The sequence below is a fragment of the Dactylosporangium sp. CS-033363 genome (assembly GCF_050942475.1).
Taxonomy (GTDB): Bacteria; Actinomycetota; Actinomycetes; order Mycobacteriales; family Micromonosporaceae; genus Dactylosporangium.
Genome location: NZ_CP192032.1, coordinates 4,329,388 through 4,354,627 on the forward strand (window position 1 = coordinate 4,329,388; position 25,240 = coordinate 4,354,627).

Below are 25,240 nucleotides of genomic sequence, written 5' to 3' on the forward strand. Positions count from 1 at the left end.
CCTGTGCTCAGTTGTCCGTGAGGTCGACGACGAGTGGCTTGTTGGTGATGCCGCGGTCCAGCGCGGCGATGTGGGCGATCGCGCAGCGCGGGCCGAACGGCGGCTGGGTGATCTCGCGGTCGCCGAGGACCGGCACGCTGACCATCGACCGGTTGAGGCTCATGCCGCCGGCGGACTGGGATGCGGTACCGGTGGCGATCACCGGCACGGTGTGCGTGCCCAGCCGCTGCCGGACCAGCTCGGCCGTGGCCGGCGACGATCCGGCGAGCGTGACCAGGGTGGCGCAGTTGCCGAAGATGGCCGAGCGCTCGTTGGCGTCCTTGAACTGGGCCACGTCCTGGGCGGCGACGACGACCGAGGTGCTCGCCGAGCGGGAGACCGACAGCACCTCCTCGAACGCGAACCGGTCCACGATGCGCGGCGCCTCGTCGATGACCAGGAAGACCTGGCGGGCGGTACGGCCGAACCGGCCGTACAACCGCTGCACGATGAGGTTCAGGGCGAGCGCCGATGCGACCTTGGCGGGCTCGCCGTGACTGAGCGGGGCGGTCACGACGAGCAGGGCCCCGCTGTCGAGGAAGCCGGACATGCTCAGGCCCTGGCCGCGGGCGGACGTGTCGCCGAGCGCGGTGAGACCGGCCCCGGTGAGCCGGCCGAGCGCCGTCGCGACGCCGGACACGGCCCGGGTGTGCTCGTCGGGCTCGAGGCCGCCGACCGCGGTGAGGACCTCGCTCGCGCCGGGGTGGGCCGGGTTGCGGCGCAGCAGGGCGTGCAGCCGGGCGTGGTCGGTCAGCAGGCGCAGGAAGTCGGCGACGGCCGGCTTGCGCACGCCGAGCAGCGGCCGCAGCTGCAGCAGGCCGCGCAGGAGGGCGGCGTCGCGGCGGTAGAAGTACGGATCGGCGCTGCTCTGTTTGTTCTCGCGGCCGATGACGGCCACGACGGCGGCGTCGAGCGAGCCGTCGTCGACGAGTTCGTCGAGCCAGTTCCAGCGGACCGAGCCGGCGGGGTCCGACAGGTCCCACTTGCCGATCTTGACGCCGAGCCTGCCGTGGGCCGCCGCGTACCGCCCGACGTCGTCGAGCAGGTCGCCCTTGACGTCGACGGCGAGGACGGTGTGCCCGGCCTTCAGCGCGGCGTAGATCCAGGGCAGCACGACGCCGCGGGTCTTGCCGCTGCCGTTGGGCCCGATGACCGCGGCGTGGCGGCGCAGCACCTCGAACGGCACCGCGACCGGGGTGCTCGGCCCGCGCCGGCCGCTGACCAGCCGGCCGAGGGGGAAGCCGCCGGGCGGCAGGGCCCGCGCCTCGGCGTCGCCCGCGATGCCGCGGTAGTCGAGGAAGGCGTGCCCGCTCGGCGCCGGCGGCGGGTCGCCGGGCATGAGCACGCCGGTCGCCATCGCCGCCCGGGAGGCGTTGAGCTGCCCGGCCACCCGGCCGCGCTGGTACAGGTTGCGCCCGCCGCTCGCGGCCCGGCCCGCCAGCCGGAACCCGGTGACCATGGCGCGGGTGCTCATCTTGGTGAGCTTCCAGGCGATGGTGATCGGGTCGTAGAACGGGTCGTTGTCGGGCAACCTCGGACGCTCCAAACTCGTCGAGCAGCCCTGGCAGCGTATGTAGCTGCGCCGATGCTCCGGCACCGCTGAACTGGCGAGCATTCTGCCGGGAGCGGTGATCGTTGCCGTCGGGCAAGTTATCCGGCCGGACCGGTCCGGACCTGCGGCAACGCCGAACGGCGGGCCAAGGTCATCCGAACCGCCGAGTCACTACCCGCGCGATCGTACGGTCGCCGCCTCCCGATGCCGCCCGAGCTTCTCCAGCAGGCACGCGTGGTTCTCCACGGCCGCGTGCCGGCGGTCGGCGGGGACCCGCACCCCGGTCGCGGCGAGATGGTCCAGGATCGCGATGGCCTCGCCGGTCGCCCGCAGCCCGTCCTTGACGTTCGAGCTCGCCCGCAGGCACGAGTACCCGAACTGCTCCAGGTTGCGCGCCAGGTCCAGCGGGTCCTCGCCCGGCCGCCGGCGCAGGGCCACGGCCTCGGCCCGGGGCTGGATGGCCTCGAGGTAGCGGCGGCTCTGGTTCAGCCGGTCCGCCCAGACGCCGAGCGAGACGCCGAGGTCGTGCAGGCGCTCGGGGTCGGCCGCGGCGACCCGGCGCCAGATCGCGACCGCCTCGGCCGACACCGGTACCCCCTCGGGCACCCGGCCGCTGCGCCAGAGCGTGATGCTGCGGTGGTCCAGCAGGCCGGCCAGCGCGGGCAGGTTCCCGGCGGGATCCTCGGCCGCCAGCATCCGCCGGATCGCGATCGCCTCGTCGTCGTAGACCAGCACGTCGCCCCAGCGGTTGAGGCTGGCGTGCCAGGACCCGACCAGCCGCAGGTTGATAGCCAGCAGCCCGAGGTACGTCTTGGGGTCGGACCCGGCCAGGTTGCGCCGGATGGCGATGGTCTCCAGGCCCGGCCTGATCGCCTCGGCCCACCGCTCGTGCGCGCTGTACACCAGCGCCAGCCGCCACGCGGCCTCGGCGACCCGCGGCACGGCCTTCGGGTCGCTCTGGGCGAGCCGGCGCTCGATGAGGATCGACTCCGAGGCGGCCTCGATCGCCTTGTCCACCTTGCCGGTACCGCTCAGCCCGCGGGCCAGCAACCGCAGCGCGTAGGCGAGGTCCCGGAGGCGGTCGGGCCCGTCGGCGGCCAGCTGCCGGCCGATCGCGACGGCCTCCGTGGCCGCCGCGAGGACGTCGGCGAACCGTTCGGCGTCGGCCAGCAGCTGGGCCCGCCCTCTGAGGTACTGGGCGAGCGCCGGCCAGTGCGTCCCGGGATCCGCGGCGGCCGCCGGCCGGATCGTCCGGATCGCGTCGTCCTCGGCGGCGAGGGCTTCGGCGGGCCGGCCCAGCTCCGCCAGCCCGGCGCGGCGGCGGTGCAGCTGGCGGGCCGTATCCGCCGGGTCGGTGTCCGGCAGGGTGGCCCGGATGCGCATCGACTCGTCGTTGGCCGTCATCGCCTCGGCCCACCGCGACAGGTTGCCGTAGGTGAAGGCCAGGTGGTCGAGCGTCTCGGCGACGTCGTCGGCGTCGCCGTGGACCCGGAACGCGGCCAGGGCATCGGCGAGCGCCGGCAGGGCCTGCGCGAAGCGGCCCAGGTCGTTGAGGAGCCAGCCGAACTGCCGCAGCGCGTACGCGTACTGGTCGGGCTCGGCCTCGGCGTTGGCGTACCGGACGTGCAGCAGCTCGCCGGAGGCCTCGATCGCCTCCTCGGGCCGCCCGGCCCGGTGCAGCCACAGGGCCAGGTTGAACAGCGCGTTCCCGGCCCCGCCCGGCAGGTCGCGGCGCAGCGCCACCTCCTCGCGGGCCGCCGCGGCCGCCTCCGCGAACCGGCCGGCCCGCGCGAGGTACAGGCCGAGGTTCTGCAGCGACGACGCCAGGTCGGCCGGGGCGGCATCGGGCAGCACCCGCCGGATGCCGACGGCCTCGCCGGTGGCGGCCAGGGCCTCGGCGAGCCGGCCGCGCTGGGCCAGCCAGTACCCGTACGTGTGCAGGGCTGCCGCCAGCGAGGCCAGGTACAGGCCGGGGTCCTCGGCGGCCAGGGACCGGCGCAGCTCGACCCGCTCGGCCAGGGCGGCGACCTGCGCGGCCGCCTCGTCGAGGGGGTCGTCGGCCGGCGCCGACGTGATCGGCTCGGCGGCGGCGGACTCCGGGGCCGCGGGGGCCGGGGCGATGACGGCCGCCGCGGGCAGCCCGGCGCCGGCCGGGGCCGGCAGGTCGGCCAGGTCCGCGGTGCACATGACGGCCAGCCGCTCGGCCAGCTCGGCGACCCGGGGATCGCCGAGCTCCCGCAGCGTGCGCAGCGCCGCCGACTCGCCCGGCGCGGCGTAGTCGGCGGCACCGAGCAGGAGCCGGTCGTCGTACTGTGCGCGCAGGGTCTCCCACAGGTACGGCGCGACCGACAGCGCGGTCAGCGACGTGCAGATCGACCAGGCCGAGAAGCGGTCCAGGCCGGGCCCGAAGTCCGCCGGGGTCCGCCGCGGCGACTGGTAGTCGGGCAGCCCGAACTCGTTGGCCGGGCGGCCGGCCAGGGCGGGCACGAACATGCCGTCGTAGTCGATGAGCCGCAGCGCGTCGTCGCCGGCCACGAGCAGGTTGCCGTGCTGCAGGTCGCCGTGGGCGATCCCGGCCGCCTCCAGCCGGGCCGTGAGCGCGAGCACCTCGTCGGCGAGCCTGGCCACCCGGTCCCGGTGCAGGTAGTTGTCCTCGAGCCAGGTCATGAGGCTGGTGGCCTCGACCCACTCCATCTTGAGGATCGGGTACCGCTCGCCGCGGATCTCGATGCCCTCCGGCAGGTACTCGAACCCGGTCAGCTCCGGCAGGTCGAGCCCGGCGAGGGCGGCCGAGATGTGCTCGTACCGCTCCTGCTGATCGGCCGCGTGCTGGGTGAAGCACTTCACGGCCCACCGCTTGCCCGTCTCGGCCTCTTTGACCTGGAACACGGACGCGAACGTGCCGGAGCCCATCACCGCCGGCAGGCCGGTTGCCACCGCGACGCGGAGCTCACCTGCTCGCAGTACCGGATCCAAAAGGGCGGTGTCGGCGTGCTGAAGCGCGTCGAAGTAGTCCGACCGCGACGGGAACGCCCGGGCCGTCATCCGGTGACCACGGCCGTGACCAGGGTGACGTCGTCGTCGCGCAGCTCGCCGCGCTCGCGCAGCCCCTCGATGTCGCCCTCGGTGAGCGCCGCGGCGCCGTCCGGCCCGCCGTGCGCGAGAATCCAGTGGGCGACGGCGTCGGTCGCGAGGTGGAACACGTCGCCGTCCTGCCAGGCCCCGCTGACCTGCCGCTGGACGGCCGCCACCTTCTCCGGGTCCAGGCGCCGCGACGGCAGCAGGTCGGGCGCGCTGCCGAACCCGGCCGGGTCGTCGATCGGGAACGCGAGCAGCAACCGGCCGGCCCGGACCTGGAACAGGCACGAGTCGCCGACCGCAGAGGCCGCGAAGGTACCGTCGGCGCGCACCTCCACGCCGAGCAGCGTCGCGTAGGCGCCGCGTTCGAGACCCGGCTCCTCGTACCAGCGGATCGGTTTTTCGCGCTCTTCCCGGTCGGCCACGTACTCCGCGACGACGGCGTCCCACCCTTTAGCGGCCCGCGCCGCGGTCCCGGCCACGTCGTCGGTGAAGGTTCGGACCAGCTCATTGGCCCAGCGCCCGGCTAGCATGGCCTCGCTCGCCCCGTCGGCGACCGCCAGCCGAGCGACGTTGCTTGAAATCGGCTCGGTGTGCCAGGCGTCCTCGTACTCGGCCTCGCTCGACCCCCGCTTGGGCGCGTGCAGTACGGCGATCTCGAGCTCCATCGTCAGCGCAGGTCGGACGCGCGGGTGCCGATCTCCAGGAACTGCACGATGGTGATGATGTCGGCGTTGTAGCCGAAGCCCCGCGCCGCCTCGCCGGCCTTGATGTCCTGGCTCATCGCGTACCCGCGCATGTGCGACGGCAGCACCGAGCTCATCGCGAACAGGCTCCGCGCGTACTCGTCCGGCAGCGAACCGTCGTGGTCGGGGAACAGCACCTTCTGCCCACCGGCATCAGAGATGTGCAGGTTGAACAGCAGCACGTTCCCGTCGGAGGACGCGACCGCCCGCAGCCCCGCCGCGGCGGGTCCGGCGTCACCGTCGGTCGGCATGCCGTCGGTCAGGTTGAGCACCACCGGCGGGAAACAGTCCGGATGCTGCTGTACGAAACGCTCGACCACGTGCCGCGCGTACGTCAGCGCCTGCGTCATCGGCGTCGCCCCGTCCGCGACCGGATCCACCCAGATCGGGAACCGCACCGTCGTCTCGACCAGGCCACCGGCCCCGTCGGGCACCTTCTTCGTCCGCGGCTCGATGCGCACCGACTGCTCGGCGACCACCGAGATCGGCGCGACGTCCCGCTCGGCCAGACTCCCTGCGAACGCCGTCCCGACCCGGGCCCCGTACCCGATGACCGCGATGTGGAAGTAGTCGCGGACGACCGCCTCCTCCTTCGTGCACCGGATCGTCAGCTCCAGCAGCAGTCGGTTGAGCGCGTCGGCGACGACGTCGGCCTTGCGCTGCCCACCCTGCCCGCCGGGGGCGTCCTCGCCACCCATCCGGTCGTCCATCGACGCCGACTGGTCGACGAGGAAGACGAAGCAGGTCGGGCTGGAGCGGCTGATCTGCGCGGTGTACGGCATCGGCCCACCCTGCCACGCCAAACCGCGAACGAGCAGCACCTGGCCCTGATCACAGTCCATTCGGTCGATGGATCATGACGAAACGGCCCGCCCCGCCTGACGCCTCAGCCGGTCACGTACCGCGCGAGTGCCTTGCGCACCTGCTCCTCGGTCACCTCGGTGGCAACCGTGTGGTCCTTTCCCTGGTTGTACAGCAGCGCCGGACACTGGTCCGCGTCCGCCCCGACCAGCTGCACCGTCGCCACCACGTTCCCGGTCCGCGCAGCGCGCAGCGTGACGGTGGTGATCCCCTCGACGACGGTACGGGTGACCGGAGTCCCGCCGTCCCCGGAGTACGGGCAGGTGCGCACCGGCTTGCCCTCGCTCTGCTCGGAGCAGGCGACGAGCTGCACCAGGTGAACCGTCTCGGTCGCCCACTCGCCCGGCATGGGCAGCCCACCGGCGGCGTAGACGTACCGCGGCACCGGCCCGGGATAGGCCGCGACCCCGACATACCCCCCACCCCGGCACACGCTCCCGAAGTCACTCATCTCGTACGGCACATCCGGCGGCGGCGGCGAGTACGTGTTGCGCGGCGCACTGGTCCCCGGCACGACTGCACTCGTCGCTCGTTCGGCGGGCGACGCGGTGTCACGGCTCGGGCCACACGCGACCAACAGCGGCAGCAAAACCGCGCTCAGCACGGTCAGCGCGGAACGAAAGCGGCGAGATGCCATAACCCCAACCACGCCCCACCGCCGCGACCGGTTCACCGGGCCGCACCTACAGGCGGGCGAGCACGTCGGCGATGAGCCGTCGCGCGTCCTGGCCGTGGACCGCTTCGGTCTGCAGTTGCTGGAACAGCGCCGCGTAGCGCGCGATCTCGTGTGGCCGGGTCACCTTGATGGCGGCGGTCGGCGTTTCGAGTGCGACGGCGGAGCTGTCGAAGATCCAGAAGCCGATGCTGGCAATGGCCCGGCGTTCCGCGTCGGCGGGGATGACCCCGACGGACACGGACGGCAGCCGGGTCACGCTCACGAGGTGGTTGAGCTGGTCGGCGTGTTCCTCGGGCGTTCCCCGCCGCGTGTGCAGGGCCTGCTCGCCGAGGACCACGGCGATGCGTTTGCTCGGCTGCAAGGCGATCGCCGTCCGTTGCGCGCGCATTGCCAGCACGGCTTCGGTGTCGTCGGGCGCGTCGAGGAAGGAGTACCACCAGGCGAGCATCCGGCGCTGGTATGCCTCGGTCTGCACGATGCCCGGCAGCACAGCGGGCTCGTGGATACGGAACGTCGACGTGCTCCGATACGTGGCGATCGAGTGCAGGTCGCCAAGGCGGCGCATCCCGGCACGGGCTGCCCGCGCCCACTCCATGTACGCCGTCTCCACCGCGCGCGCTGTGGCGAGCAGATCCGGCAGGTCTTCCGCCGCCCCGCAGACGGTGCACCAGTCCTGCAGGTTCTTCTCCGTCGGCGGCTGACCACCGTTCTCGATCCGGCTGATTCTGGTGGGGTGCTGCCCGGTGGCGGCCGCCAGCTCACGCCCGGTGAGCCCGGCCCGCTTGCGGATCTGGCGCAGCCGGGCGCCCAGGTCCTTACGCGCCTGGGCGCCGGTGCTACTCGGGTCGGTAGTCAAGGGCCGGGATGCCGTATGCCCAGACCGCCGCGAACGCGTCCCGGCACGACCGGACGACCGCGGGATCTTCGGAGACCTCGAAGCCGGTGTTCGTGCCCCGCCCCGCATAGTGCAGGAACAGCACCAGCCGGTCGTCGAACACGTAGAAGTCCCCGGAACCTGGCAGCGCGACGTTGACCAAGTGCCGACGCGGAACGTAGCGGATGTCTTCGCCCGCCTCGACGAATCGCTCGACGTGGCTAAGCGTCCATTGCTGGTAGTCACTGACCGGTTCGGAGACAACGCGAGCCCGGCGGCAGGTCCGGCCCGCGGCGCGATGCTCGCGGAGCATGTCCAGCCACCAGCCCAGCCACCCGAGGTCGTCAGCCTCACCGCGGCGCCATTTGGCCATGTGCGGCAGTTCGACCTCGGTTCCGTAAGCGTCGCGGGTCTCGAGATGCACGAACGACGTGGTGATGCCCCGGCACAGCGCGTTGAGGTCGTGGTAGCTCGCCCGCCGCAGCGACGGCGGGTTCACGTCTGCCGGAAGAACGGCACCAGCCGATCCGGGATCTCCACGCACGTCTCTCCCTCTGGAATGTCCATGGCGGCAAGCGCTGCCGGATCGGTCACCATCCAACCCTGCACGAGCCAGGAGTCGCGATCGGTGCGGTAAAGCGTCGGTGAACCCGATGGCTCCGAGCCAGGGTCTTTTGCCACGAAGGTGATCTGCACGTTCGCCTCCATCGAAAGACGTTGGTCATTGTGCCGACAATTCATCCTCCGGGCGGCGCTACGCGCAGTCAACCTGCAACTTTCTGCAACTTCCTGGATGGATGTGCATCGCCGGACCTAGCGTGGTGTGCAGAACCCGCTAGGGAGGGGCCGAGCGCGATGTACGAGGCCATCGTGAGTCCGCAAGAGGACCTCTTCATGGCCGTCAGGCCGGGGCAGAAGCGGGGCATGAGCCTGCCGGCGGAGCTGTATGCCGAAATGCTCCGCGCAGCCGGCACGTTCCAACGGGTTCCGGGCTGGTTCGTGGATGGGGCGCGACGCCAATGGAGCATCGACCTTGGAGGCAGGCGCGTGGATCAGACCGTCATGGTGCGCAGGCCTTCGCCGGGGCCGGTCACCTACAGCCGGGCGACCTACGAAATCAACAAGGGCTGCAACTTCTCCTGCGAGCACTGCTACCTCGAACAGCGGCCATTCGCCGGACTCGACCGCGCCGAGAAGCTCCGGATGATCGACATGCTGGTGCAGATGGGCGTGTTCTGGTTCCAGATCACGGGTGGCGAGCCGCTGATCGATCCGGACTTCCCGGTCGTGTACGAACACGCATCCCGCTCCGGCATGCTGATCGAGATACTCACCAATGGCTCGCGGCTCGCTCGGCCCAACGTCATCGACCTGTTCCAGGCCTGGCCGCCGCACAGGATCACGGTGTCCCTGTACGGCGCCGGCGCGACGACGGCCGAACGCCTGACTCGGACCCGCGGAGCGTTCGACACGATGCGCGCGGGCGTCCGTGCCGCGCAGTCGGCCGGTCTGCCGGTGGAGCTGACGATCATCGTCACCCGGCACAACGTCGGCGAAGTCGAGGCGATGCGGCAGTTCGCGAAGGACCTCGGGACGCCGTTCAAGGAGTACGGCTCGATCTCACCGACCTACACCGGCGCCGCCGGGCCACTGCGTGCCCAGGCGCCCAGCCAGATCGGTGGCGGATTCCTCGAGTCCGAGGCCCCCGGCGCGCTCGACCGCGACGGGGCGTTCGACGACTGCCCCGCCGGACACACCTTCTTCCACGTAGACCCGCACGGGCTGGTCACCATGTGCAAGATTGGCCGGGACAGCCCGGTCAACCTCATGACCGAGGGACCACAGGGTCTTCTGCGTCTGCCCGCGATCGCGGACGCCCAGATGCTCCGCACCGGTGGATGCTCCGGCTGCACCTTGGCGGGCACGTGCCGGGTCTGCCGGCCGCTGGCCCGCATCTACCAGGAGGCGGAGGCACCGCTGCACCTTTACTGTCAGCACGGCGAAAGGACATCGGCATGACCGCCGTACCCGTCACCCTCACGCGTCGGCCCCGCACCACTGGACGTCCCATCGCCGGCCGAACCCCGGCTCCTGCCGCCCTCGTGTTCATCGACGACGTCGAGGCCGCCGCCGCGGCCAACAGCGGTCGCTGCAACGACAGCAACCCCTACAACTGAGGGAACACCGCGTGGCGACGGCCCGGATCGCGTACGACGAACTGCCCGCGGCGGTCCGGGCCGGCATCGAACACGTCATCGGCACCGTTGTCGCGGCGCGGCCGGTCGATGCGGGTCTCAACAGCGCCGTGGCGGCCCGGCTCACGACCGCGAGCGGTGCGGTGTTCTGTAAGGCGCTCCCGGCCGACCACCGCTGGATCTGGACACAGGCCCGCGAAGCGGCGATCGCGCCATATCTGGTGGGTGTCGCCCCGCGCCTGCTCGGCCGGGTCGAGGCGGGTGGCTGGGACGTGCTGCTGTTCGAGGACCTGCCCGGCCACCACGCCGATTTCCGGCCTGGCTCGGCGGACCTTCCAGCCGTGGTCGCGCTGCTCGATTCCGTTGCGGCGACACCCTGTCCGCGAGTTGAGCTTCGCGACGCTGCCCAACGCCTCCAGCAATACCTCAATGATCCGGCCGAGGTGCGCTATTTCGCGGGCACGTCGCTGCTGCACACCGATCTGAACAACACCAACATCATCGTCGGTCCGAGTGCTGCGTGCTTCGTCGACTGGGGCTGGGCCACGCGCGGCGCCCCGTGGCTCGACGCCGCCTACTGGGTGATCTGGCTCGTTTCGGCCGGCCATACGCCGGCCGGAGCGGAATCCGTCGCCGCAGCGACTCCGACCTGGTCGACCGCGCCGGATCGGGGACTCCGGGCGTTCGCCGCCGCCCAGGACCGAATCTGGGCGGAGATCGCCGAACGGCCGCCCGGCGACGCTTGGGCTGCGCGGCTCGCCGCGGCGGCACGTCGATGGGCTACCTACCGCCAGACGGTTGCGTGAGGCGCGGGCCGTCCACGGTCGCCGCCGGGTTGTCAGCGGACACTGCCCGCGTCGATGCGCCGGCCGTCGGCGACGGTGACGACGATGCGGACGCCGGCCGGCACCTGTCCGTGCAGCGCGTCGAGCAGGACGCTGACCGGTGGCAGCGGCTGCGGCGCCAGCACGTCGATGACCGCGGTGTGGGCGGAGATGGTGACCGTGCGGACCTCGGCGCCGGGGACGGCCGCGACCCATTGCGTCGCGGCGGCGGTGATCCGGTTGGTCCAGGCGTTGACCGCGAGGTTCGCGGCCGTGTTCGCGCCGAGCGGGACGAGCAGGAGCGCCATCAGCAGCGAGATGGTCAGATAGGCACGGGCCAGGCCGCGTCCCTGCCGCGCGAAGCCGTACCCGGCGAACACCGCCGTGCCGGCCAGGACCAGCGACAGCACGTTGGAGGTGAACAGCACCAGGGCGCCGGCGGCGAGTGCGAGTTCGCCCTGGCCGAGGCAGACTCCGGTCACGGCCAGGGGCGGCACGAGCGAGATGGCGATGGCGACGCCGGGCAGCACGTCGCTGACGTCGCGCCGGGACAGGCCCACGGCGCCGGCCACACCGGTCGCGACCGCGGCGATCAGGTCGGCGAGGCGCGGTGCGGTACGCCCGGACACCTGGGTGTTGGCGAGGAGGTTCGCGCCGCTCGGCACCGCGAGGGAGGCGAGGACGCCGATGGCGACGACCACGGCGATCCCGGCGGCGACGACCGCGGCCGCGTGCCGCAGCAGGCGCCGGTCGGCGGTCACGATGCCCAGGGCCATGCCCATGATCGGCCGCGACAACGGCGCGATGATCATGGCGCCGATCACGGTGGCGGTCGAGTCGGCCAGAATTCCGGCGGCGGCGATCACGCCCGCCAGCGTCAGCATCGACCAGAACGCCGACCGCTTCGCGGCCCGCTCGCCCCGGCCCAGATCGACCTCGTCGGCCAGCTCGGCCATCGTCCGGCGCTGCGCGGGCGGCAGCAGCAGCCGCGACCACCGGCCTCCGGCTCGTCCGTCGTCCATGCCGGTCACGCGCCTCCCCCTGACGTCGCACCGCACGGACCGACTCAGCCTCGCCGACGCCCGGCGCGGGCACCTCACTCCCGGCGGAGGAGCCCGCGGACTTCGACAAATCCGGCACTCCGGCGGCGTTGCGGGCGCGTTGCGGTACCGAGGAAGCACGATGATGCGAGCATGGATGCACGCACGGCGGACTTCGTCGACGCCTTCAAGACCTTCCTCGAGGAGGTCGTCAGCGAGCACCGCGCCCGTGCCGGCGCGGACGGCGAGCAGCTCGTCCCGATCATCGCGGACCATCTCGGCGCCGACCCGCGCCGGCTGCCGGTCGTCACCGAGAACGTGCCCGCGCACCAGTTCGTCGACCTCGACATCGCGCTCGACGAGGTGCAGCGGCGCGACGGCGGCAGCACGGTCGTCGGGGTCGGCGGGGGAGAGCAGCGCCAGCACCACTCGCTGAGCGAGATTCTGCAGCGCGCCGGGCGGTACGGGCAGTTCGACCTCGCCGCCGTCGACTACACCAGCGTCGCGACCGGGCCGGACGCCGCGCGGCAGGCGGTCTCGTTCGGGCTGCGGCTGTTCACGTTCGACGGTACGCCCGTCGCCGTGCTCCAGCGGCAGCCCGACCAGCGCTTCGGCCGTACCGCTGCGTCCATGGAGATTGTCACTCCGGCCGAGGGCGTCGCCGCGCGGCTCATCGAGGCGGTCGGCGCGCTGATGGTGGAGCGCTCCGTGCTGCGCGGGCAGGTGCTGTCGCTGGGCGGCTCGCAGTACGAGCGCGGCATGGGCGAGATCGTCTTCCATCGCCGGCCGGTGCTCGGTGCGGACGACATCATCCTGCCCGAGGGGGTCCTGCACCGCGTGCACCGGCACGTCGCCGGGATCGCCAGCCACCGCGACCGGCTGCGGGCCGCCGGGCAGCATCTCAAGCGCGGGCTGCTGCTGTACGGCCCGCCCGGCACCGGCAAGACGCACACGGTGCGGTACCTGCTCTCCGCGCTGCCCGACGTCACCGCGATCCTGCTCGCCGGGCCGGCCATCGCCTACGTCGCCGACGCGGCCCGGATGGCCCGCGCCCTGCAGCCCGCGCTCGTCGTGCTCGAGGACTGCGACCTCGTCGCCGAGGCCCGCGAGCTGCACCACGGCCCGCAGCCGCTGCTCTTCAGCGTCCTGGAGACCCTCGACGGGCTCGGCGACGACGCCGACGTCGCGTTCCTGCTCACCACCAACCGCGTCAGCGTCCTGGAACCCGCCCTCGCCCAGCGCCCCGGCCGCGTCGACCTCGCGGTGGAGATCCCGCTGCCCGACGAGGATTCCCGCCGTCGACTGCTGCGGTTGTACTCCCGGAGCCTCCCCTTCACCCCGCCCGCCCTCGACCACGCGGCCGCCCGCGCGTCCGGCGTCACGGCGTCGTTCGTCAAGGAGCTGCTGCGCCGGGCGGTCCTCATCGCCGCCGAGGCCGGTACCGCCCCGGACGACACCCACCTGGCGGCCGCGCTGGACGAGATGCTCTCCCAGGCTGAATCCATCACCCGTTCGCTGCTCGGTACCGCCTCCTGACCCTGTTCGGCCGCCGGCGCCTGTGGCAGGATCGCTTCCGTACCGGCCCTGTCACGCGCTGCAGCGAGGAGACGGCCATGCCGTTCCGCTCCGCCCGTACGGTGATCCGCAATACCACCGGCAACTACAAGCTGACCCTGACGTTCTCCCACCTGTGCAACGGCGAGTGGACCCCGGGCGGCTGGGAGCCACCCGCCGAGATCCGGCCCGGCCAGACCGGCGGCATGCAGTCCGAGAGCGACGGCGTCCTGCAGGGCACCGAGGGCTACGCCAAGTACGACGTCACGTTCGGCGTCCTGCGCCTCGGCATGATCTACGTGTACTGGACCAACCCGACCGCCGGCGTGACCCGCCCCCGCTTCGCCGTGCACCGCGTCGACGTCCTGCCGCACTGCGACTACGACAATCCCGACGGCGACAGCGTCTTCTACGCGATGGACCAGACCGTCGACTTCCACCTCGCCCCGATCCGCTTCTTCCACACCGACAGCGGCGGCGACATCGTGCGCCCCGGCGACCTCGCGGCGGCGTTCACGGCCGGGCCCATCGGCGGGATCGCCTGGCTGGCCGGGCTGACCAACATCTACTCCGACGCCGGCTGGGAGTACGAGCTGCGCCAGGGCGCCTACGGCTCGACGTCCTCGCCGCTGACCCCGCACGGGACCACCACGACCACCGTCCCGGTCACCGAACCACTGCCGCCGCCACCCACCACGACCGTCCCCGACCTGACCGGGCTCACCGCGGCCGAGGCGGTCACCCTGCTCGCCCAGGCCGGGCTGCACCAGGTGTGGTTCTACCAGTACTCCGAAGCGCCGAAGGGCACCGTCATCGCGCAGGACGTCGCGGCCGGCAGCGAGTGGCCGCCCGGATCACCGGTGGGCGTGACCCTCAGCGAGGGCCCCGACCCCGACCCGGGCCACATCGAGGACCCGATCGACCCGCTGAAGGGCCTCTACCCCGACGAGCACTGACCGCGGAGGCCGGCGTCCCGGGCCAGCAGGGCCAGCGCCGTGCGGTTGTCGCGGGCGAGCTTGGCCATCAGGCGCGAGACGTACCCCTTCACGGTCGCCTCGGACAGGTGCAGGTGGCGCGCGATCTGCAGGTTCGAGCGGCCCGCGCCGAGGCCCTCGAGCACCTCGCGCTCGCGGTCGGTCAGCCCGTCGAGCAGGTCGCGGGCCCGGTGGCGGTCGCCGGTGTTGCTGACCAGCCGCTGCGCCGCCTCGGGGGAGAGCACGGTGTGCCCGGCGGCGGCCACCCGCACCAGGTCGACCAGGTCCTCGGGCGAGGTCGACTTCACCAGGAAGCCCACGGCACCCGCTTTCAGGGCCCGCAGCACGTACTCGTCGAGGTCGAACGTCGTCAGCGCCACCATCTTCGGCGGGCTGGTCAGCGCGGCGATGCGCTCGATCGCGGCCAGCCCGTCGACGCCGGGCATGCGCAGGTCGATCAGCAGCACGTCGGGGCGCAGCCGCACGACCGCCTCGACCGCCGCCCCGCCGTCGTACGCCTCACCGACGACCTCCAGGCCGCCGGCTTCCAGGATCGTGCGCAGGTGCGCGCACACCATCCGCTCGTCGTCGACCACGAGGACCCGGGTCACCGCGGTACCGCCGTCGGCACGAACACCGGAAGCGTCGCCCGCACCGCGAACCCGCCCTCGGCCGTGGCTCCCGCGCTGAGGGTGCCGCCCACCACCTCGACCCGGTGCCGGAGCCCGTCGAGCCCGCTGCCGCCGCCCGCGGCGGTGACCCCGGCGTCGGGTGCGTGGCGGCGGGGCGTGTTGGCGACGGTCGCCCGTACCCCATCGGATCCATAGTGGACGGACACCGTGGCGTCGGCGCCGGGCGCGTGCTTGTGCACGTTGGTCAGGGACTCCTGCACGACCCGGAACAGCGTGCGGCGTACCGTCGGCGCGACGATCGCCGGATCGCCGTCCTCGACCAGCCGGACCGGCAGGCCGACCGCCCGCGACTCGCGCACCAGCTCGTCGAGGCCCGGCACGACAGCCGCCGGGCCGCCCGCCGTGCCGTCGCGCAGCACCCCGACCAGGTCCCGCAGCTCGGCCAGCGCCTGGCAGCCGGCCACCCGCAACTCCTCGGCCGCGGCCCGGGTCGCCGGGTCGGACGCGCTGACCCGCAGGGCGCCCGCCTGCAGCACCATCAGGTTGATCCGGTGGGTGACCGCGTCGTGCATCTCGCCGGCCAGCTTGACCCGCTCCTCGGCGCGGGCCTGCTCGGCCAGCAGCAGCCGCTCCCGCTCGGCCCGCTCGGCCCGGTCGGTGAGCTCGGCGACCAGGGTGCGCCGGGCCCGGACATAGAGTCCCAGCAATGCCGAGAACAGGATGAGGATCGGCGCGGTGTACGGGTCGTCGACCGTCCAGGCGTGCATGCCGGCCAGGAACGTCAGCATGAGCGCCGCCACCGTCGCCCAGGGCCGCCAGCGCCGCCCGTCGCCGTAGGCCGTGACCGCGTACGGCATCAGGAACGCGGCCCACGCCGGCGACACGACGTTGATCGCGGCGATGACCAGGCCCGCGGTGTACGGCCGGCGGCGCCGTACGAGCAGCATGCCCGCGGCGAGAAGCTGCAGCGCGACGAACCCCCACGCCGGCAGGTCCACGAACCGGTAGGCCAGGTTCGGGTCGGCCCAGGCCAGCCCGCCGCCCACCACCGCGGCCACGGCCGCCACGAGCCCATCGGCGCCGCCCGCGAGCATCCGCCGGCGATCCATGCCCAGAACCATAACGCTTCGGTACCGTCAATGCCCTGCTGAGCGCCCCGCATGCGACTTTCGTCGGTGGCGGTTCACGACCATCGTCGCGGTTCCCGCACATCGACGCCGGGCACGGGTTTGCACATGCAGACCGCCGACGTCTCCACCGCGGGCCCCCGCATCCACGCCCTCGACACGCTGCGCGGCTTCGCCCTGTGCGGCATCCTGATCATCAACATCTACCAGCAGGTCGTCTTCCACGGCGCGGGCGCCGGCACCGCGACGAGGATGCCGCTGCCGGTGCAACTGCTGTTCTACGAACGGTTCTACCCCATCTTCGCGGTGCTGTTCGGGATCGGCTTCGGCATCTTCCTGCGCCGCGCGCGCCTGCGCACCGACCGGCCCCGGCTGGTGCTGGCCCGCCGCCTGGCGATCCTGTTCGTCATCGGCGCCGTGCACTTCGCGTTCCATCCGGGCGAGGCCCTCACGGCGTACGCGCTGGCCGGGCTCGTCGTGCTGCTCCCGCTGAGCTACCTGCCGGGCCGCGTCGCGCTCGTGGTGGCCCTGGTCCTGCTGTTCGCCGGCGCGCAGCTGGTGGTCGGCTACGGCCCGATCCCCGGCCTGCTGGCACTGGGCTACGCGCTGAGCATGCTCGACGTACCCCAGGCGCTGGAACATCGAACCGGCCGGATCGCGGTGGCCTTCGTCCTCTTCGCCACCGTCGCCGCCACGTGGATGGCGCTCGCGTGGCGCGGCGTGCACCTGCCGTTCGTCAACGTCCTCGGCGGCCCGGGCGGCGGCGTGAGCCTGCTGGGCCCACTGGCGGGCATCGCGACCGGGTTCGCGTACTGCTGCGGCCTGCTCTTGCTCTTGCGCACTCCAGCCGGGCCGGCGCTGTCGGCGGTCCTGTCGCCGATGGGCCGCATGGCGCTCACCAACTACCTCAGCGCGACGGTGCTGTTCCTGGTCGCCGGGCCGCTGCTCGGCATCGACAGCACGGACGACCTGCCCAGGATCATTGGCCTGACCGTGGGCATCCTGGCCGTGCAGGCGGTGTGGAGCACGCTGTGGCTGCGCACGTTCCGCTACGGCCCGGCCGAGTGGGCCTGGCGCTGCGCCACCTGGTGGCAGCGCGCCCCGATCCACCACCCCGCCCCGGCGTGACCAGTCCGCCGTCAGCGCCGCCCGGCCCATGACGGCATCCACTCATCGACAACGGCGCGAGCCGATCGCCGCGTACCTCACCCCCGGGCCAGGGGTGGCCGGCCCCGAGACGCGGCGCGAAACCCAGCGGCGCGCCCGCTGCCGAGGCAGGATCGAGGTATGCAGCACGAGCAGCGGGCCAGGATCGCCGGTGGGCGCGGGTTTCTCGCCGCCCTGGATCAGAGTGGCGGCAGCACCCCGAAGGCGTTGGCCGAGTACGGGGTGCCGGAGTCGGCGTACCCGACCGAAGACGCGATGTTCGACCTGATGCACGAGTTCCGGTCCCGGATCATGACCGCGCCGGCGTTCACCTCCGAGCGCATTCTCGGGGCGATTCTGTTCGAGCAGACCATGGACCGGGAGGTGGACGGCAGCGCCGCCCCTCAGTACCTCTGGGAACGCAAGGGCATCGTGCCGTTCGTCAAGGTGGATGAGGGGCTCGCGGAGGAGGCGGGCGGTGTGCGGCTGATGAAGCCGTTCACCCGGCTGGGCGAGTTGCTGGAGCGGGCGGGCCGGCGCGGCGTGTTCGGCACCAAGATGCGCTCGTTCGTCGCCCGGGCCGAACCGGCCGGGATCGACGCCGTGCTCGACCAGCAGTTCGGGTACGCCGGGCAGATCCTGGACGCCGATCTCATGCCGATCCTCGAACCCGAGGTCGACATCCACAGCGACACCAAGGCCGCGGCCGAGCGGCTGCTGCGGCAGGGCATTCTCGAGCGGCTGGCCGCGCTGCCCGGCGACCGGCAGGTGATGCTGAAGCTGTCGATCCCGACCGAGGACGACGGGTACGCCGAGCTGATCGGGCATCCCAAGGTGCTTCGCGTGGTCGCCCTGTCCGGCGGGTACTCCCGGCAGGAGGCCACGCTCCGCCTCGCCCGCAACCACGGCCTGATCGCCAGCTTCTCCCGGGCGCTGACCGAGGGCCTGCGGCACGAGCAGACCGACGACGAGTTCGACCGGGCGCTGGGGGCCTCGATCACCGAGATCTTCCGCGCGTCGACCACCTGAGCGGGCCCGCCGGCGTCAGCCGGTGACCTCGGCCACCGCGACCTTGCGGCCCTCGCGCAGGGACAGGGTGAGCGCGTCGGCGGTGGCGATGGCCGCCGTGGCCGCGGAACCGTCGGTCAGCGGCGCGAACTCGGCGTCCGGCGTCGCCCCGCGCACGAGGTCGTCGAAGTAGCGCAGTTCCGCCTCCATGATGCCCCGCAGCCACAGCGGCGGGCGCTTCGACGGGTCGCCGTACATGATCGCGCCGTCCATGGCCCGGTCGCCGAGGCCGTAGAAGCGCTTGCGGTCCTCGTCCTCCTCGCGGGTGCGGTGCAGCAGCATGCGCTCGGAACGCTCGGGGGTGCGCAGCTCGACGCCGACGTCCTGCAGGTCGATCCGGATGGCGCCGGCCGTGCCCTGGATGAGGACGTAGTGCTCGGGCCAGCGGAACGCCGAGCCGTACTCGAGCATGGCGTACCGGCCGCCGGCGAACTCCAGGGTGATCAGCAGCAGGTCGTCCTCGTCGCCGAAGCCCGGGCCGCGGTGGGCGACGTTGCCGCCGACCATGGTGGCGGTCTGGGCCGGGCCCATCAGGAACTGCACCAGGTCGAGCTCGTGGATGTGGTGGTAGAGGTGCCCGCCGGACAGCTCCCGCCGCTTCTTCCAGCTGACCGACTCCTGCCGCTCCTCCCAGCCGTTGCGCGCGGTGTGGCAGTAGACGACCTCGCCGATGACGCCCTCGGCGATCAGGCGCTTGGCCGCCCGTACACCGTGCATGAAGTTCATGACGTGCCCGGCCATGAACAGCACGCCGGCCCGCGAGGTCGCCTCCAGCATGGCCCGGCAGTCCTCGAACGACAGCGCGATCGGCTTCTCGCAGAACACCGGTTTGCCGGCCCGGGCGGCGCGTTCGACGGGCTCGCGGTGGGCGTGGTTGGGCGAGGCGACGATGACGGCGTCGACGTCGGGGGAGTCGGTCACGCCGGCGATGTCGGCCGCGGCGGTGCAGCCGAGCTCGGCGGCGACCCGGTCGGCGCCCACGGGGTCGTAGATGCGGGTCACGGCCGACTTGGGCAGTTGGTTGAGGACCCGGCCGAGCTCGGCCCCGAAGTAGCCGGTGCCGACGATGCCGTACCTGACGTTGTCCATGCTTCGGAACATAGGACATCCTACGTCCGGCGGGCAAGGGGTTGACCGAAGCCGGTCCGCGGTCTTACGGTGCAGCTCGAGCCGGACATGGGATGTCCAATGTCCCTCGTCCGATCACCCCCAAGACATGCGAAGGAGACCAGCGCCGTGAACGCTGACAGGTTCAGTGACGTACTCGCGGCCGGCATGGACCGGCGCCGTTTCCTGCGATTCACCGGGTCGCTGAGCGCGGCCGCCGCCGTGGCCGCCGGCCTCTCGGCGTGCGGCGGCACCAGCAACGCCCCGACCGGCCAGTCGTCCGGGGGAGCGGCCATGGGCACCGCCGAGCACCCCGCCGGCACCATCACCACCACGCTGGCCTTCCAGTTCAACGGCGGCTTCGACCCGATGAACACCTCGGGCGCCGTCGGCACGTGCGTCAACCAGCACATCTTCGAGGCGCTCGTCGACCTGGACCCGGTGACCCGCCAGCCGTACGCCGCGCTGGCCAAGACCCTGCCCACCGCCAGCCCCGACGGGCTCACCTGGACCGCCACCCTGCGCGACGGCGCCAAGTTCTCCGACGGCACCCCGGTGACCGCCGACGACGTGGCCTGGTCGTTCACCCGCGTGCTCAACCCGGCCGGCAACGCGCTGGTCGCCCCGTTCATCACCGCGTTCCTCGACTCGGTGACGGCCACCGGCGCGGGCACCGTGCAGTTCAAGCTCAAGGCGCCCTTCGCGCTGTTCCCGCAGCGCATCGCCGTCATCAAGATCGTGCCGAAGGCGAAGACCGGCGACGCGGCCGCTGCCAAGGCCTTCGACAGCGCCCCGATCGGCTCCGGGCCGTTCAAGCTCGACAGCGCCAGCGTCACCGCCGGGGCCGTGCTGTCCAACAACCCGAACTACAACGGTCCCCGCCCCGCCCTGGTCACCCAGATCGTCATGCGCACCAACAACGACAACTCGGCCCGCCTCAACGACCTGCAGGGCGGCCAGTCCCAGGTGATCGAGGCGGTCCCGTTCCTCAACGCCGCCACGGTCCAGGCGCCGTACAAGACCGACGTGAAGCAGGCGTTCAACGGGCTGTACCTGATGTTCAACTGCTCGGCGGCGCCGTTCAGCGACAAGCGGGTACGACAGGCGCTCTTCTATGCCATCGACACCAAGAAGGTGATGGCGACCGCGCTCAACGGCTTCGGGGAGACGGCCACCAGCTACCTCGACAGCGCCAACCCCGACTACCAGCGCGCCGCGACGGTGTACGACTACGACCCCCAGAAGGCCAAGGCGTTGCTGGCCGAGGCCGGCGTCACCGGCCTGTCCTTCGAGCTCGTCACCACCAACGTCGCCTTCATCGCCGACAGCGCCCCGGTCATCATCGACTGCTGGAAGCAGATCGGGGTCACCGCGAAGCTCAACACCGCGCCGACCGCGCAGGTGCTCAGCCAGCTGGTTCCGGCCGACAACTTCCGGGTGCTCGCCGGCTCCGGCGACCCGACGATCTACGGTCCCGACGCCGACCTGCTGCTGCGCTGGTACTACTACGGCAACCAGTGGCTGGTGAACCGGGCCCGGTGGAGCGACCCGGCCCGCACCCGCCTCGCCGAGCTCATCGACAAGGCGGCCACCCAGCAGGGCGCCGAGCAGAAGACCACCTGGAAGCAGGTGTTCGATCTCGTGGCGGACGAGGTCCCGCTGTACATGCTGTACCACACCAAGACCATCACCGGTTCCGACCCGGGCAAGGTCACCGGCTTCGGCGGCACGTCCACCACCGGTACGTACTTCCTCGGCGCCGGCCGGGCGGCCTGAGGCGCGAGAGGCTGCCGAGGATGAGGACCGTTGCCGGACTCGTGCTGCGCCGCTTGGCGACGCTGATCCCGCTGATGCTGGGCGTGATCCTGTTCATCTTCGTCGTGCTGGCCCTGGCCCCGAACAGCGCGGCGGTGTACGCGCTGGGCGACGCCGCGACCCCGCAGCAGATCGCGGCCTTCGACCACGCGCACGGGCTGGACCGGCCGCTGCTGGTCCGCTACGCGGCCTTCCTCGGCGACCTGCTGAACGGCGACCTGGGCACCACCTACACCCTGAACCAGCCGGTCGGCTCGATCATCGGGCAGGCCCTGCCGGTGACGCTGCAGCTGACCGGGCTCGGGGTGCTCGGCGCGGTCCTCGTCGCGCTGGTCCTCGGGGTGGTCGCGGCGCTGTACCGGGACCGCTGGCCCGACCAGCTCATCCGGGCCGTCTCCGTCGCCGGCATCGCCATGCCGTCGTTCTGGCTGGCCATCCTGCTCATCCAGCGGCTGTCGACGATCGGCGGCGGCCCGTTCCCCAGCGGGCACTACATCGCGCCCGCCGACTCCTTCGCCGGCTGGATCGAGAGCATGGCGCTGCCCGCGATCGCCCTGGCCGTACCGGTCGGGTGCGGCCTGGCCCGGGTCGTGCGCACGTCGATGGTCGAGGAACTCGACCGCGACTACGTGCGCACCGCGATCGGGGCCGGGCTGCCGCCGGTCGTGGTCGTCGGGCGCAACGTGCTGCGCAACGCGCTCGTCACCCCGCTCACCGCGCTCGGCCTGCAGATCGGGTACCTGATCGGCGGCGCCGTCATCATCGAGGCGATCTTCTCGCTGCCGGGGATGGGCACCCAGATCATGGCCGCGGTCCAGCAGAACGACATCGGGCTCGCCCGCGGCGTGGTCATCACGATCGCCCTGGCCTTCATCGTGGTCAATCTCGTCGTCGACCTCCTGTACCTTGTCCTCAACCCCAGGCTCCGGGGAGCGCACTGATGGCCAACGTTCTCGCCCGCGCCGTGCGGCGCGGCACCGGCCGGCTGGGGCGGCTGCCGGTCGCCGCCCGGATGGGCCTCGGGTTCGTCGGGGTGATCGTCCTCGTCGGCGTGTTCGCCCCGCTGCTGCAGACCCACGACCCGACCTCGGTGGGGCTCGCCCCGCCGTCGCAGGGCCCGGACGGCGAGTTCTGGTTCGGCGTCGACCGCCTCGGCCGCGACGTCTTCTCCCGGCTCGTCGCCGGGGCCCGCCGCTCGCTGATCATCGGACTCGGCTCGTCCGCCCTGGCCCTGCTCGGCGGATCCGTGCTCGGCTCCCTCGCGGCCACCAGCGGCAAGCTCGTCGACGAGGTCGTCATGCGGGTCCTCGACGTCGTCATGGCGTTCCCGATGATCGTGCTCACCGCGATCCTCGTGATCGCCTTCGGCAACGGCAACCTGCTCGTCCTCGTCGCCGCCATCGGCTTCGTCTTCGTCCCCCAGGTGACCCGGATCGTGCGGGCCAACGTGCAGCAGCAGTACAGCGAGGACTACGTCGCCGCCGCCCGGGTGACCGGCGCCGGCCGCCGGCACATCCTCGTGCGCCACGTCGCGCGCAACTGCGCGGCGCCGGTGCTGGTCTACGTGACGGTCATGGTGGCCACGGCGATCGTCTTCGAGGCCTCGCTGTCGTTCATCGGCGCCGGCCTGCAGGGCCAGGACGCGCCGTCGTCCTGGGGCAGCGTCATCTCCTACGGCCAGCAGTTGCTGGCCGTGCACGGCTGGTGGGCCACGTTCTTCCCCGGCCTGCTGATCCTGCTCACCGTGCTGGCCCTCAACATGCTCGCCGAGGGCATCTCGGACCTGTTCGCCGCGCCCGCCGCCCGCCGCGGCGCGGCCACCGCCGGCGACGCCCGCGACGCGCTGGAGGCTCCCGCCCCCGGCAGCGGGCAGGTCACGCCCCTGCCCGGGCTCGCCGCGGCCGCCGCCCGCCTCGCCGCCCGGGCCCGCCCGCTGCCGACCGGCCCGGCCGTGCTGCGCGTACGCGGCCTGCGCGTCGGCTTCCCCGGCCGCCACGCCGGGGTCGACATCGTCGACGGCATCGACTTCGAGGTCCGCCCGGGGGAGGTGCTCGGGCTCGTCGGCGAGTCCGGCTGCGGCAAGTCGCTCACCGCGCTCACCGTGATGGGGCTGCAGCCGCGCACCGCCCGCGTGCGCGGCACCGTCGAGTTCGAGGGCCAGGACCTGCTCACCCTGTCCGCGCGGGCCCGCCGCCGGCTGATGGGCACCCGCATCGCCATGGTCTACCAGGACGCGCTCGGCGCGCTGAACCCGGCGATGACCATCGGCGCCCAGCTCAAACAGCTGACCCGGCGCGGCGGGCGGCGCACGCCGGCCGAGCTGCTGGACATGGTCGGGCTCGACCCCGCGCGCACCCTGCGGGCCTACCCGCACGAGCTGTCCGGCGGGCAGCGCCAGCGCGCCGTCATCGCCATGGCCCTGTCCCGCGAACCGCGGCTCATCATCGCCGACGAGCCCACGACGGCCCTCGACGTCACGGTCCAGGCACAGGTCATGGCCCTGCTGCTCGAGCTGCGCCGGGAACTGGGCTTCGCGCTCGTGCTCGTCTCGCACGACCTCGCCCTCGTCAGCGACGTCTGCGACCGGGTCGCCGTCATGTACGGCGGCCAGCTCGTGGAGACCGGCGTGGTCAGCGAGGTGCTCGCCGCCCCCGCGCACCACTACACTCGCGGGCTGCTCGGGGCGGTGCTGTCGCTGGAGCAGCACGCGGCGCGGCTGACCCAGATCCGCGGCGTCGTACCGTCGCCCGCGCACTTCCCGGCCGGCTGCCGGTTCGCCGACCGGTGTCCCCTCGCCGGCCCGGCCTGCACCGTCGCACCGGTACTGTCCGGGGAGCCCGGCCGCCACGCGTTCGCCTGTCACCATCCCGCTCTCGACGAGCGGGCGCAGCCCCGGGAGAGGGTGGGGTCATGAACGCCGCAGCGGTCGCGCTCACCGATGTGCACGTCACGTACCGGGCCCGCGGCGCGCGGGTGCACGCCCTCACCGGCGTCGACCTCACCGTCGCCGCGGGCGAGACCGTCGGGATCGTCGGCGAGTCCGGCTGCGGCAAGTCGACCCTCGCCAAGGTCCTCGTCGGCCTGGAGCGGCCGGCCTCCGGGACGGTCGTGCACGGCGAGCGCGACGTGTGGCAGCTGCGCGGCTCCGAACGCCGCCGGCTGATCGGGCAGCAGGTCGGCATGGTCTTCCAGGACCCCTCGACCTCGCTCAACCGCCGGATGACGGTGCGGCAGATCCTGCGCGACCCGCTCGACATCCACCGCTGGCGCACGCCGGCCGACCGGGCCCACCGGGTCGACGAACTGCTCACCCTGGTCGGCCTGCCGGGCTCCGCGGCCGCATCGCTGCCCGCCCAGCTGTCCGGCGGCCAGCGCCAGCGGGTGTCGATCGCCCGCGCGCTGGCCCTCGAACCGCGGCTGCTCATCGCCGACGAGCCCACCTCGGCCCTGGACGTCTCGGTCCGCGCCCAGGTGCTCAACCTGCTGCTCGAGCTCAAGGAGCGGCTCGGGCTCGCCATGGTGTACATCTCGCACGACATCCAGACCGTCACGCGCGTCTCCGACCGGGTGGTCACGATGTACCTCGGCCGCGTCGTCGAGCAGACACCGCCCGAGGCGATCGACGGCACCTGCCACCCGTACACCCGCGCGCTGCTGTCGGCGACACCGAGCCTGCTGCACCCCATCGCACCGATCCGGCTCACCGGCCCGGTGCCCTCCGCGGTGCACCCGCCGAGCGGCTGCCCGTTCCGGACCCGCTGCTGGCGCGCCACCGGCGAGTGCGCCGAGCGGATGCCCCCGCCCGCCACCGGGCCGGCGTCGCCGCGGCACCAGTACCACTGCTACCACCCGGTGCTGACGCCGGCCGACCTGGCCGGCGCCGCCGCGGAGGACCTGCCGTGACCGCATCAACCCGACGATTCTCATGGGGG

The 25,240-nt window shown here is 72.5% G+C and carries 23 protein-coding genes; 11 read left to right on the top strand and 12 right to left on the bottom strand.

All coding sequences use genetic code 11. The features are described 5' to 3' along the window. Window positions 1-7 precede the first annotated feature (7 nt). The 8 genes from ACQPZ4_RS19975 to ACQPZ4_RS20010 form a co-directional block, all read right to left on the bottom strand. Window positions 8-1,570: a type IV secretory system conjugative DNA transfer family protein gene (locus tag ACQPZ4_RS19975; protein WP_433063152.1), complete on the bottom strand. Its 1,563-nt coding sequence runs from the start codon at window positions 1,568-1,570 to the stop codon at window positions 8-10. Window positions 1,571-1,762: 192 nt separating this feature from the next. Next, entirely contained in the window at window positions 1,763-4,636 is a 2,874-nt protein-coding gene (locus tag ACQPZ4_RS19980) for a tetratricopeptide repeat protein (RefSeq protein ID WP_433063155.1), read from the bottom strand. Then, on the bottom strand, window positions 4,633-5,337 hold the full coding sequence (locus ACQPZ4_RS19985; RefSeq protein ID WP_433063158.1) for a protein phosphatase 2C domain-containing protein: 705 nt from the start codon (window positions 5,335-5,337) through the stop codon (window positions 4,633-4,635). The genes ACQPZ4_RS19980 and ACQPZ4_RS19985 overlap by 4 nt, the downstream gene beginning before the upstream one ends. A 2-nt stretch (window positions 5,338-5,339) precedes the next feature. Continuing rightward, window positions 5,340-6,197, bottom strand: coding sequence for a hypothetical protein (locus tag ACQPZ4_RS19990; protein ID WP_433063161.1), 858 nt, complete (start codon window positions 6,195-6,197; stop codon window positions 5,340-5,342). 104 nt (window positions 6,198-6,301) lie between these two features. Then, window positions 6,302-6,790, bottom strand: a complete 489-nt coding sequence (locus ACQPZ4_RS19995) for a hypothetical protein (RefSeq protein ID WP_433063164.1) — start codon at window positions 6,788-6,790, stop codon at window positions 6,302-6,304. 169 nt (window positions 6,791-6,959) lie between these two features. Beyond that, window positions 6,960-7,808, bottom strand: coding sequence for a helix-turn-helix domain-containing protein (locus tag ACQPZ4_RS20000; protein ID WP_433063167.1), 849 nt, complete (start codon window positions 7,806-7,808; stop codon window positions 6,960-6,962). Next, window positions 7,789-8,325, bottom strand: a complete 537-nt coding sequence (locus tag ACQPZ4_RS20005) for a DUF6879 family protein (RefSeq protein WP_433063170.1) — start codon at window positions 8,323-8,325, stop codon at window positions 7,789-7,791. The genes ACQPZ4_RS20000 and ACQPZ4_RS20005 overlap by 20 nt, the downstream gene beginning before the upstream one ends. Continuing rightward, entirely contained in the window at window positions 8,322-8,522 is a 201-nt protein-coding gene (locus ACQPZ4_RS20010) for a hypothetical protein (RefSeq protein WP_433063173.1), read from the bottom strand. Before ACQPZ4_RS20010 ends, ACQPZ4_RS20005 begins: the two co-directional genes overlap by 4 nt. 159 nt (window positions 8,523-8,681) lie before the next feature. Between ACQPZ4_RS20010 and ACQPZ4_RS20015 the strand changes: the two genes are divergently transcribed. From ACQPZ4_RS20015 to ACQPZ4_RS20025, 3 genes are read left to right on the top strand one after another with little or no spacing between them, the layout of a single operon-like run. Beyond that, on the top strand, window positions 8,682-9,845 hold the full coding sequence (locus ACQPZ4_RS20015) for a radical SAM protein (RefSeq protein ID WP_433063175.1): 1,164 nt from the start codon (window positions 8,682-8,684) through the stop codon (window positions 9,843-9,845). Then, window positions 9,842-10,003 (top strand): hypothetical protein, encoded by a 162-nt coding sequence (locus tag ACQPZ4_RS20020; RefSeq protein WP_433063178.1) that lies wholly within the window; start codon window positions 9,842-9,844, stop codon window positions 10,001-10,003. The genes ACQPZ4_RS20015 and ACQPZ4_RS20020 overlap by 4 nt, the downstream gene beginning before the upstream one ends. An 11-nt stretch (window positions 10,004-10,014) precedes the next feature. Next, window positions 10,015-10,827 carry a hypothetical protein gene (locus tag ACQPZ4_RS20025; RefSeq protein WP_433063181.1) on the top strand — a complete coding sequence of 271 codons (813 nt, stop codon included), beginning with the start codon at window positions 10,015-10,017 and terminating at the stop codon, window positions 10,825-10,827. Between the two features lie 32 nt (window positions 10,828-10,859). Here ACQPZ4_RS20025 and ACQPZ4_RS20030 read toward each other — a convergent pair whose 3' ends face one another. Continuing rightward, on the bottom strand, window positions 10,860-11,867 hold the full coding sequence (locus ACQPZ4_RS20030; RefSeq protein WP_433063184.1) for a TIGR00341 family protein: 1,008 nt from the start codon (window positions 11,865-11,867) through the stop codon (window positions 10,860-10,862). Between the two features lie 171 nt (window positions 11,868-12,038). On the opposite strand from ACQPZ4_RS20030, the gene ACQPZ4_RS20035 reads away from it, so the two are divergent. Beyond that, complete coding sequence (locus ACQPZ4_RS20035) at window positions 12,039-13,421, top strand: AAA family ATPase (RefSeq protein WP_433063187.1); 1,383 nt, start codon at window positions 12,039-12,041, stop codon at window positions 13,419-13,421. 77 nt (window positions 13,422-13,498) lie between these two features. Then, window positions 13,499-14,395: a PASTA domain-containing protein gene (locus ACQPZ4_RS20040; protein WP_433063190.1), complete on the top strand. Its 897-nt coding sequence runs from the start codon at window positions 13,499-13,501 to the stop codon at window positions 14,393-14,395. On the opposite strand, the gene ACQPZ4_RS20045 is transcribed toward ACQPZ4_RS20040, so the two are convergent. Together ACQPZ4_RS20045 and ACQPZ4_RS20050 are read right to left on the bottom strand one after the other, a co-directional pair. Beyond that, on the bottom strand, window positions 14,377-15,024 hold the full coding sequence (locus ACQPZ4_RS20045; RefSeq protein WP_433063193.1) for a response regulator: 648 nt from the start codon (window positions 15,022-15,024) through the stop codon (window positions 14,377-14,379). The two genes, ACQPZ4_RS20040 and ACQPZ4_RS20045, sit on opposite strands and share 19 nt — an antisense overlap. Beyond that, complete coding sequence (locus tag ACQPZ4_RS20050) at window positions 15,021-16,154, bottom strand: sensor histidine kinase (RefSeq protein ID WP_433063196.1); 1,134 nt, start codon at window positions 16,152-16,154, stop codon at window positions 15,021-15,023. The genes ACQPZ4_RS20045 and ACQPZ4_RS20050 overlap by 4 nt, the downstream gene beginning before the upstream one ends. Window positions 16,155-16,280: 126 nt before the next feature. On the opposite strand from ACQPZ4_RS20050, the gene ACQPZ4_RS20055 reads away from it, so the two are divergent. After that, window positions 16,281-17,300: a DUF418 domain-containing protein gene (locus ACQPZ4_RS20055; RefSeq protein WP_433063199.1), complete on the top strand. Its 1,020-nt coding sequence runs from the start codon at window positions 16,281-16,283 to the stop codon at window positions 17,298-17,300. Window positions 17,301-17,459: 159 nt separating this feature from the next. Continuing rightward, complete coding sequence (locus tag ACQPZ4_RS20060; RefSeq protein ID WP_433063202.1) at window positions 17,460-18,347, top strand: fructose bisphosphate aldolase; 888 nt, start codon at window positions 17,460-17,462, stop codon at window positions 18,345-18,347. Between the two features lie 15 nt (window positions 18,348-18,362). Here ACQPZ4_RS20060 and ACQPZ4_RS20065 read toward each other — a convergent pair whose 3' ends face one another. Further along, window positions 18,363-19,475 carry a Gfo/Idh/MocA family protein gene (locus ACQPZ4_RS20065; protein WP_433063205.1) on the bottom strand — a complete coding sequence of 371 codons (1,113 nt, stop codon included), beginning with the start codon at window positions 19,473-19,475 and terminating at the stop codon, window positions 18,363-18,365. Between the two features lie 147 nt (window positions 19,476-19,622). Here ACQPZ4_RS20065 and ACQPZ4_RS20070 point away from each other — a divergent pair, with 147 nt between their 5' ends. The 4 genes from ACQPZ4_RS20070 to ACQPZ4_RS20085 are packed head-to-tail and all read left to right on the top strand — an operon-like array spanning window position 19,623 to window position 25,211. Beyond that, entirely contained in the window at window positions 19,623-21,269 is a 1,647-nt protein-coding gene (locus ACQPZ4_RS20070) for an ABC transporter substrate-binding protein (RefSeq protein ID WP_433063208.1), read from the top strand. 20 nt (window positions 21,270-21,289) lie between these two features. Next, entirely contained in the window at window positions 21,290-22,249 is a 960-nt protein-coding gene (locus ACQPZ4_RS20075; protein ID WP_433063211.1) for an ABC transporter permease, read from the top strand. After that, window positions 22,249-24,222, top strand: coding sequence for a dipeptide/oligopeptide/nickel ABC transporter permease/ATP-binding protein (locus tag ACQPZ4_RS20080; RefSeq protein ID WP_433063214.1), 1,974 nt, complete (start codon window positions 22,249-22,251; stop codon window positions 24,220-24,222). The genes ACQPZ4_RS20075 and ACQPZ4_RS20080 overlap by 1 nt, the downstream gene beginning before the upstream one ends. Beyond that, window positions 24,219-25,211, top strand: a complete 993-nt coding sequence (locus ACQPZ4_RS20085) for an ABC transporter ATP-binding protein (protein ID WP_433063216.1) — start codon at window positions 24,219-24,221, stop codon at window positions 25,209-25,211. Before ACQPZ4_RS20080 ends, ACQPZ4_RS20085 begins: the two co-directional genes overlap by 4 nt. Window positions 25,212-25,240: the final 29 nt, after the last annotated feature.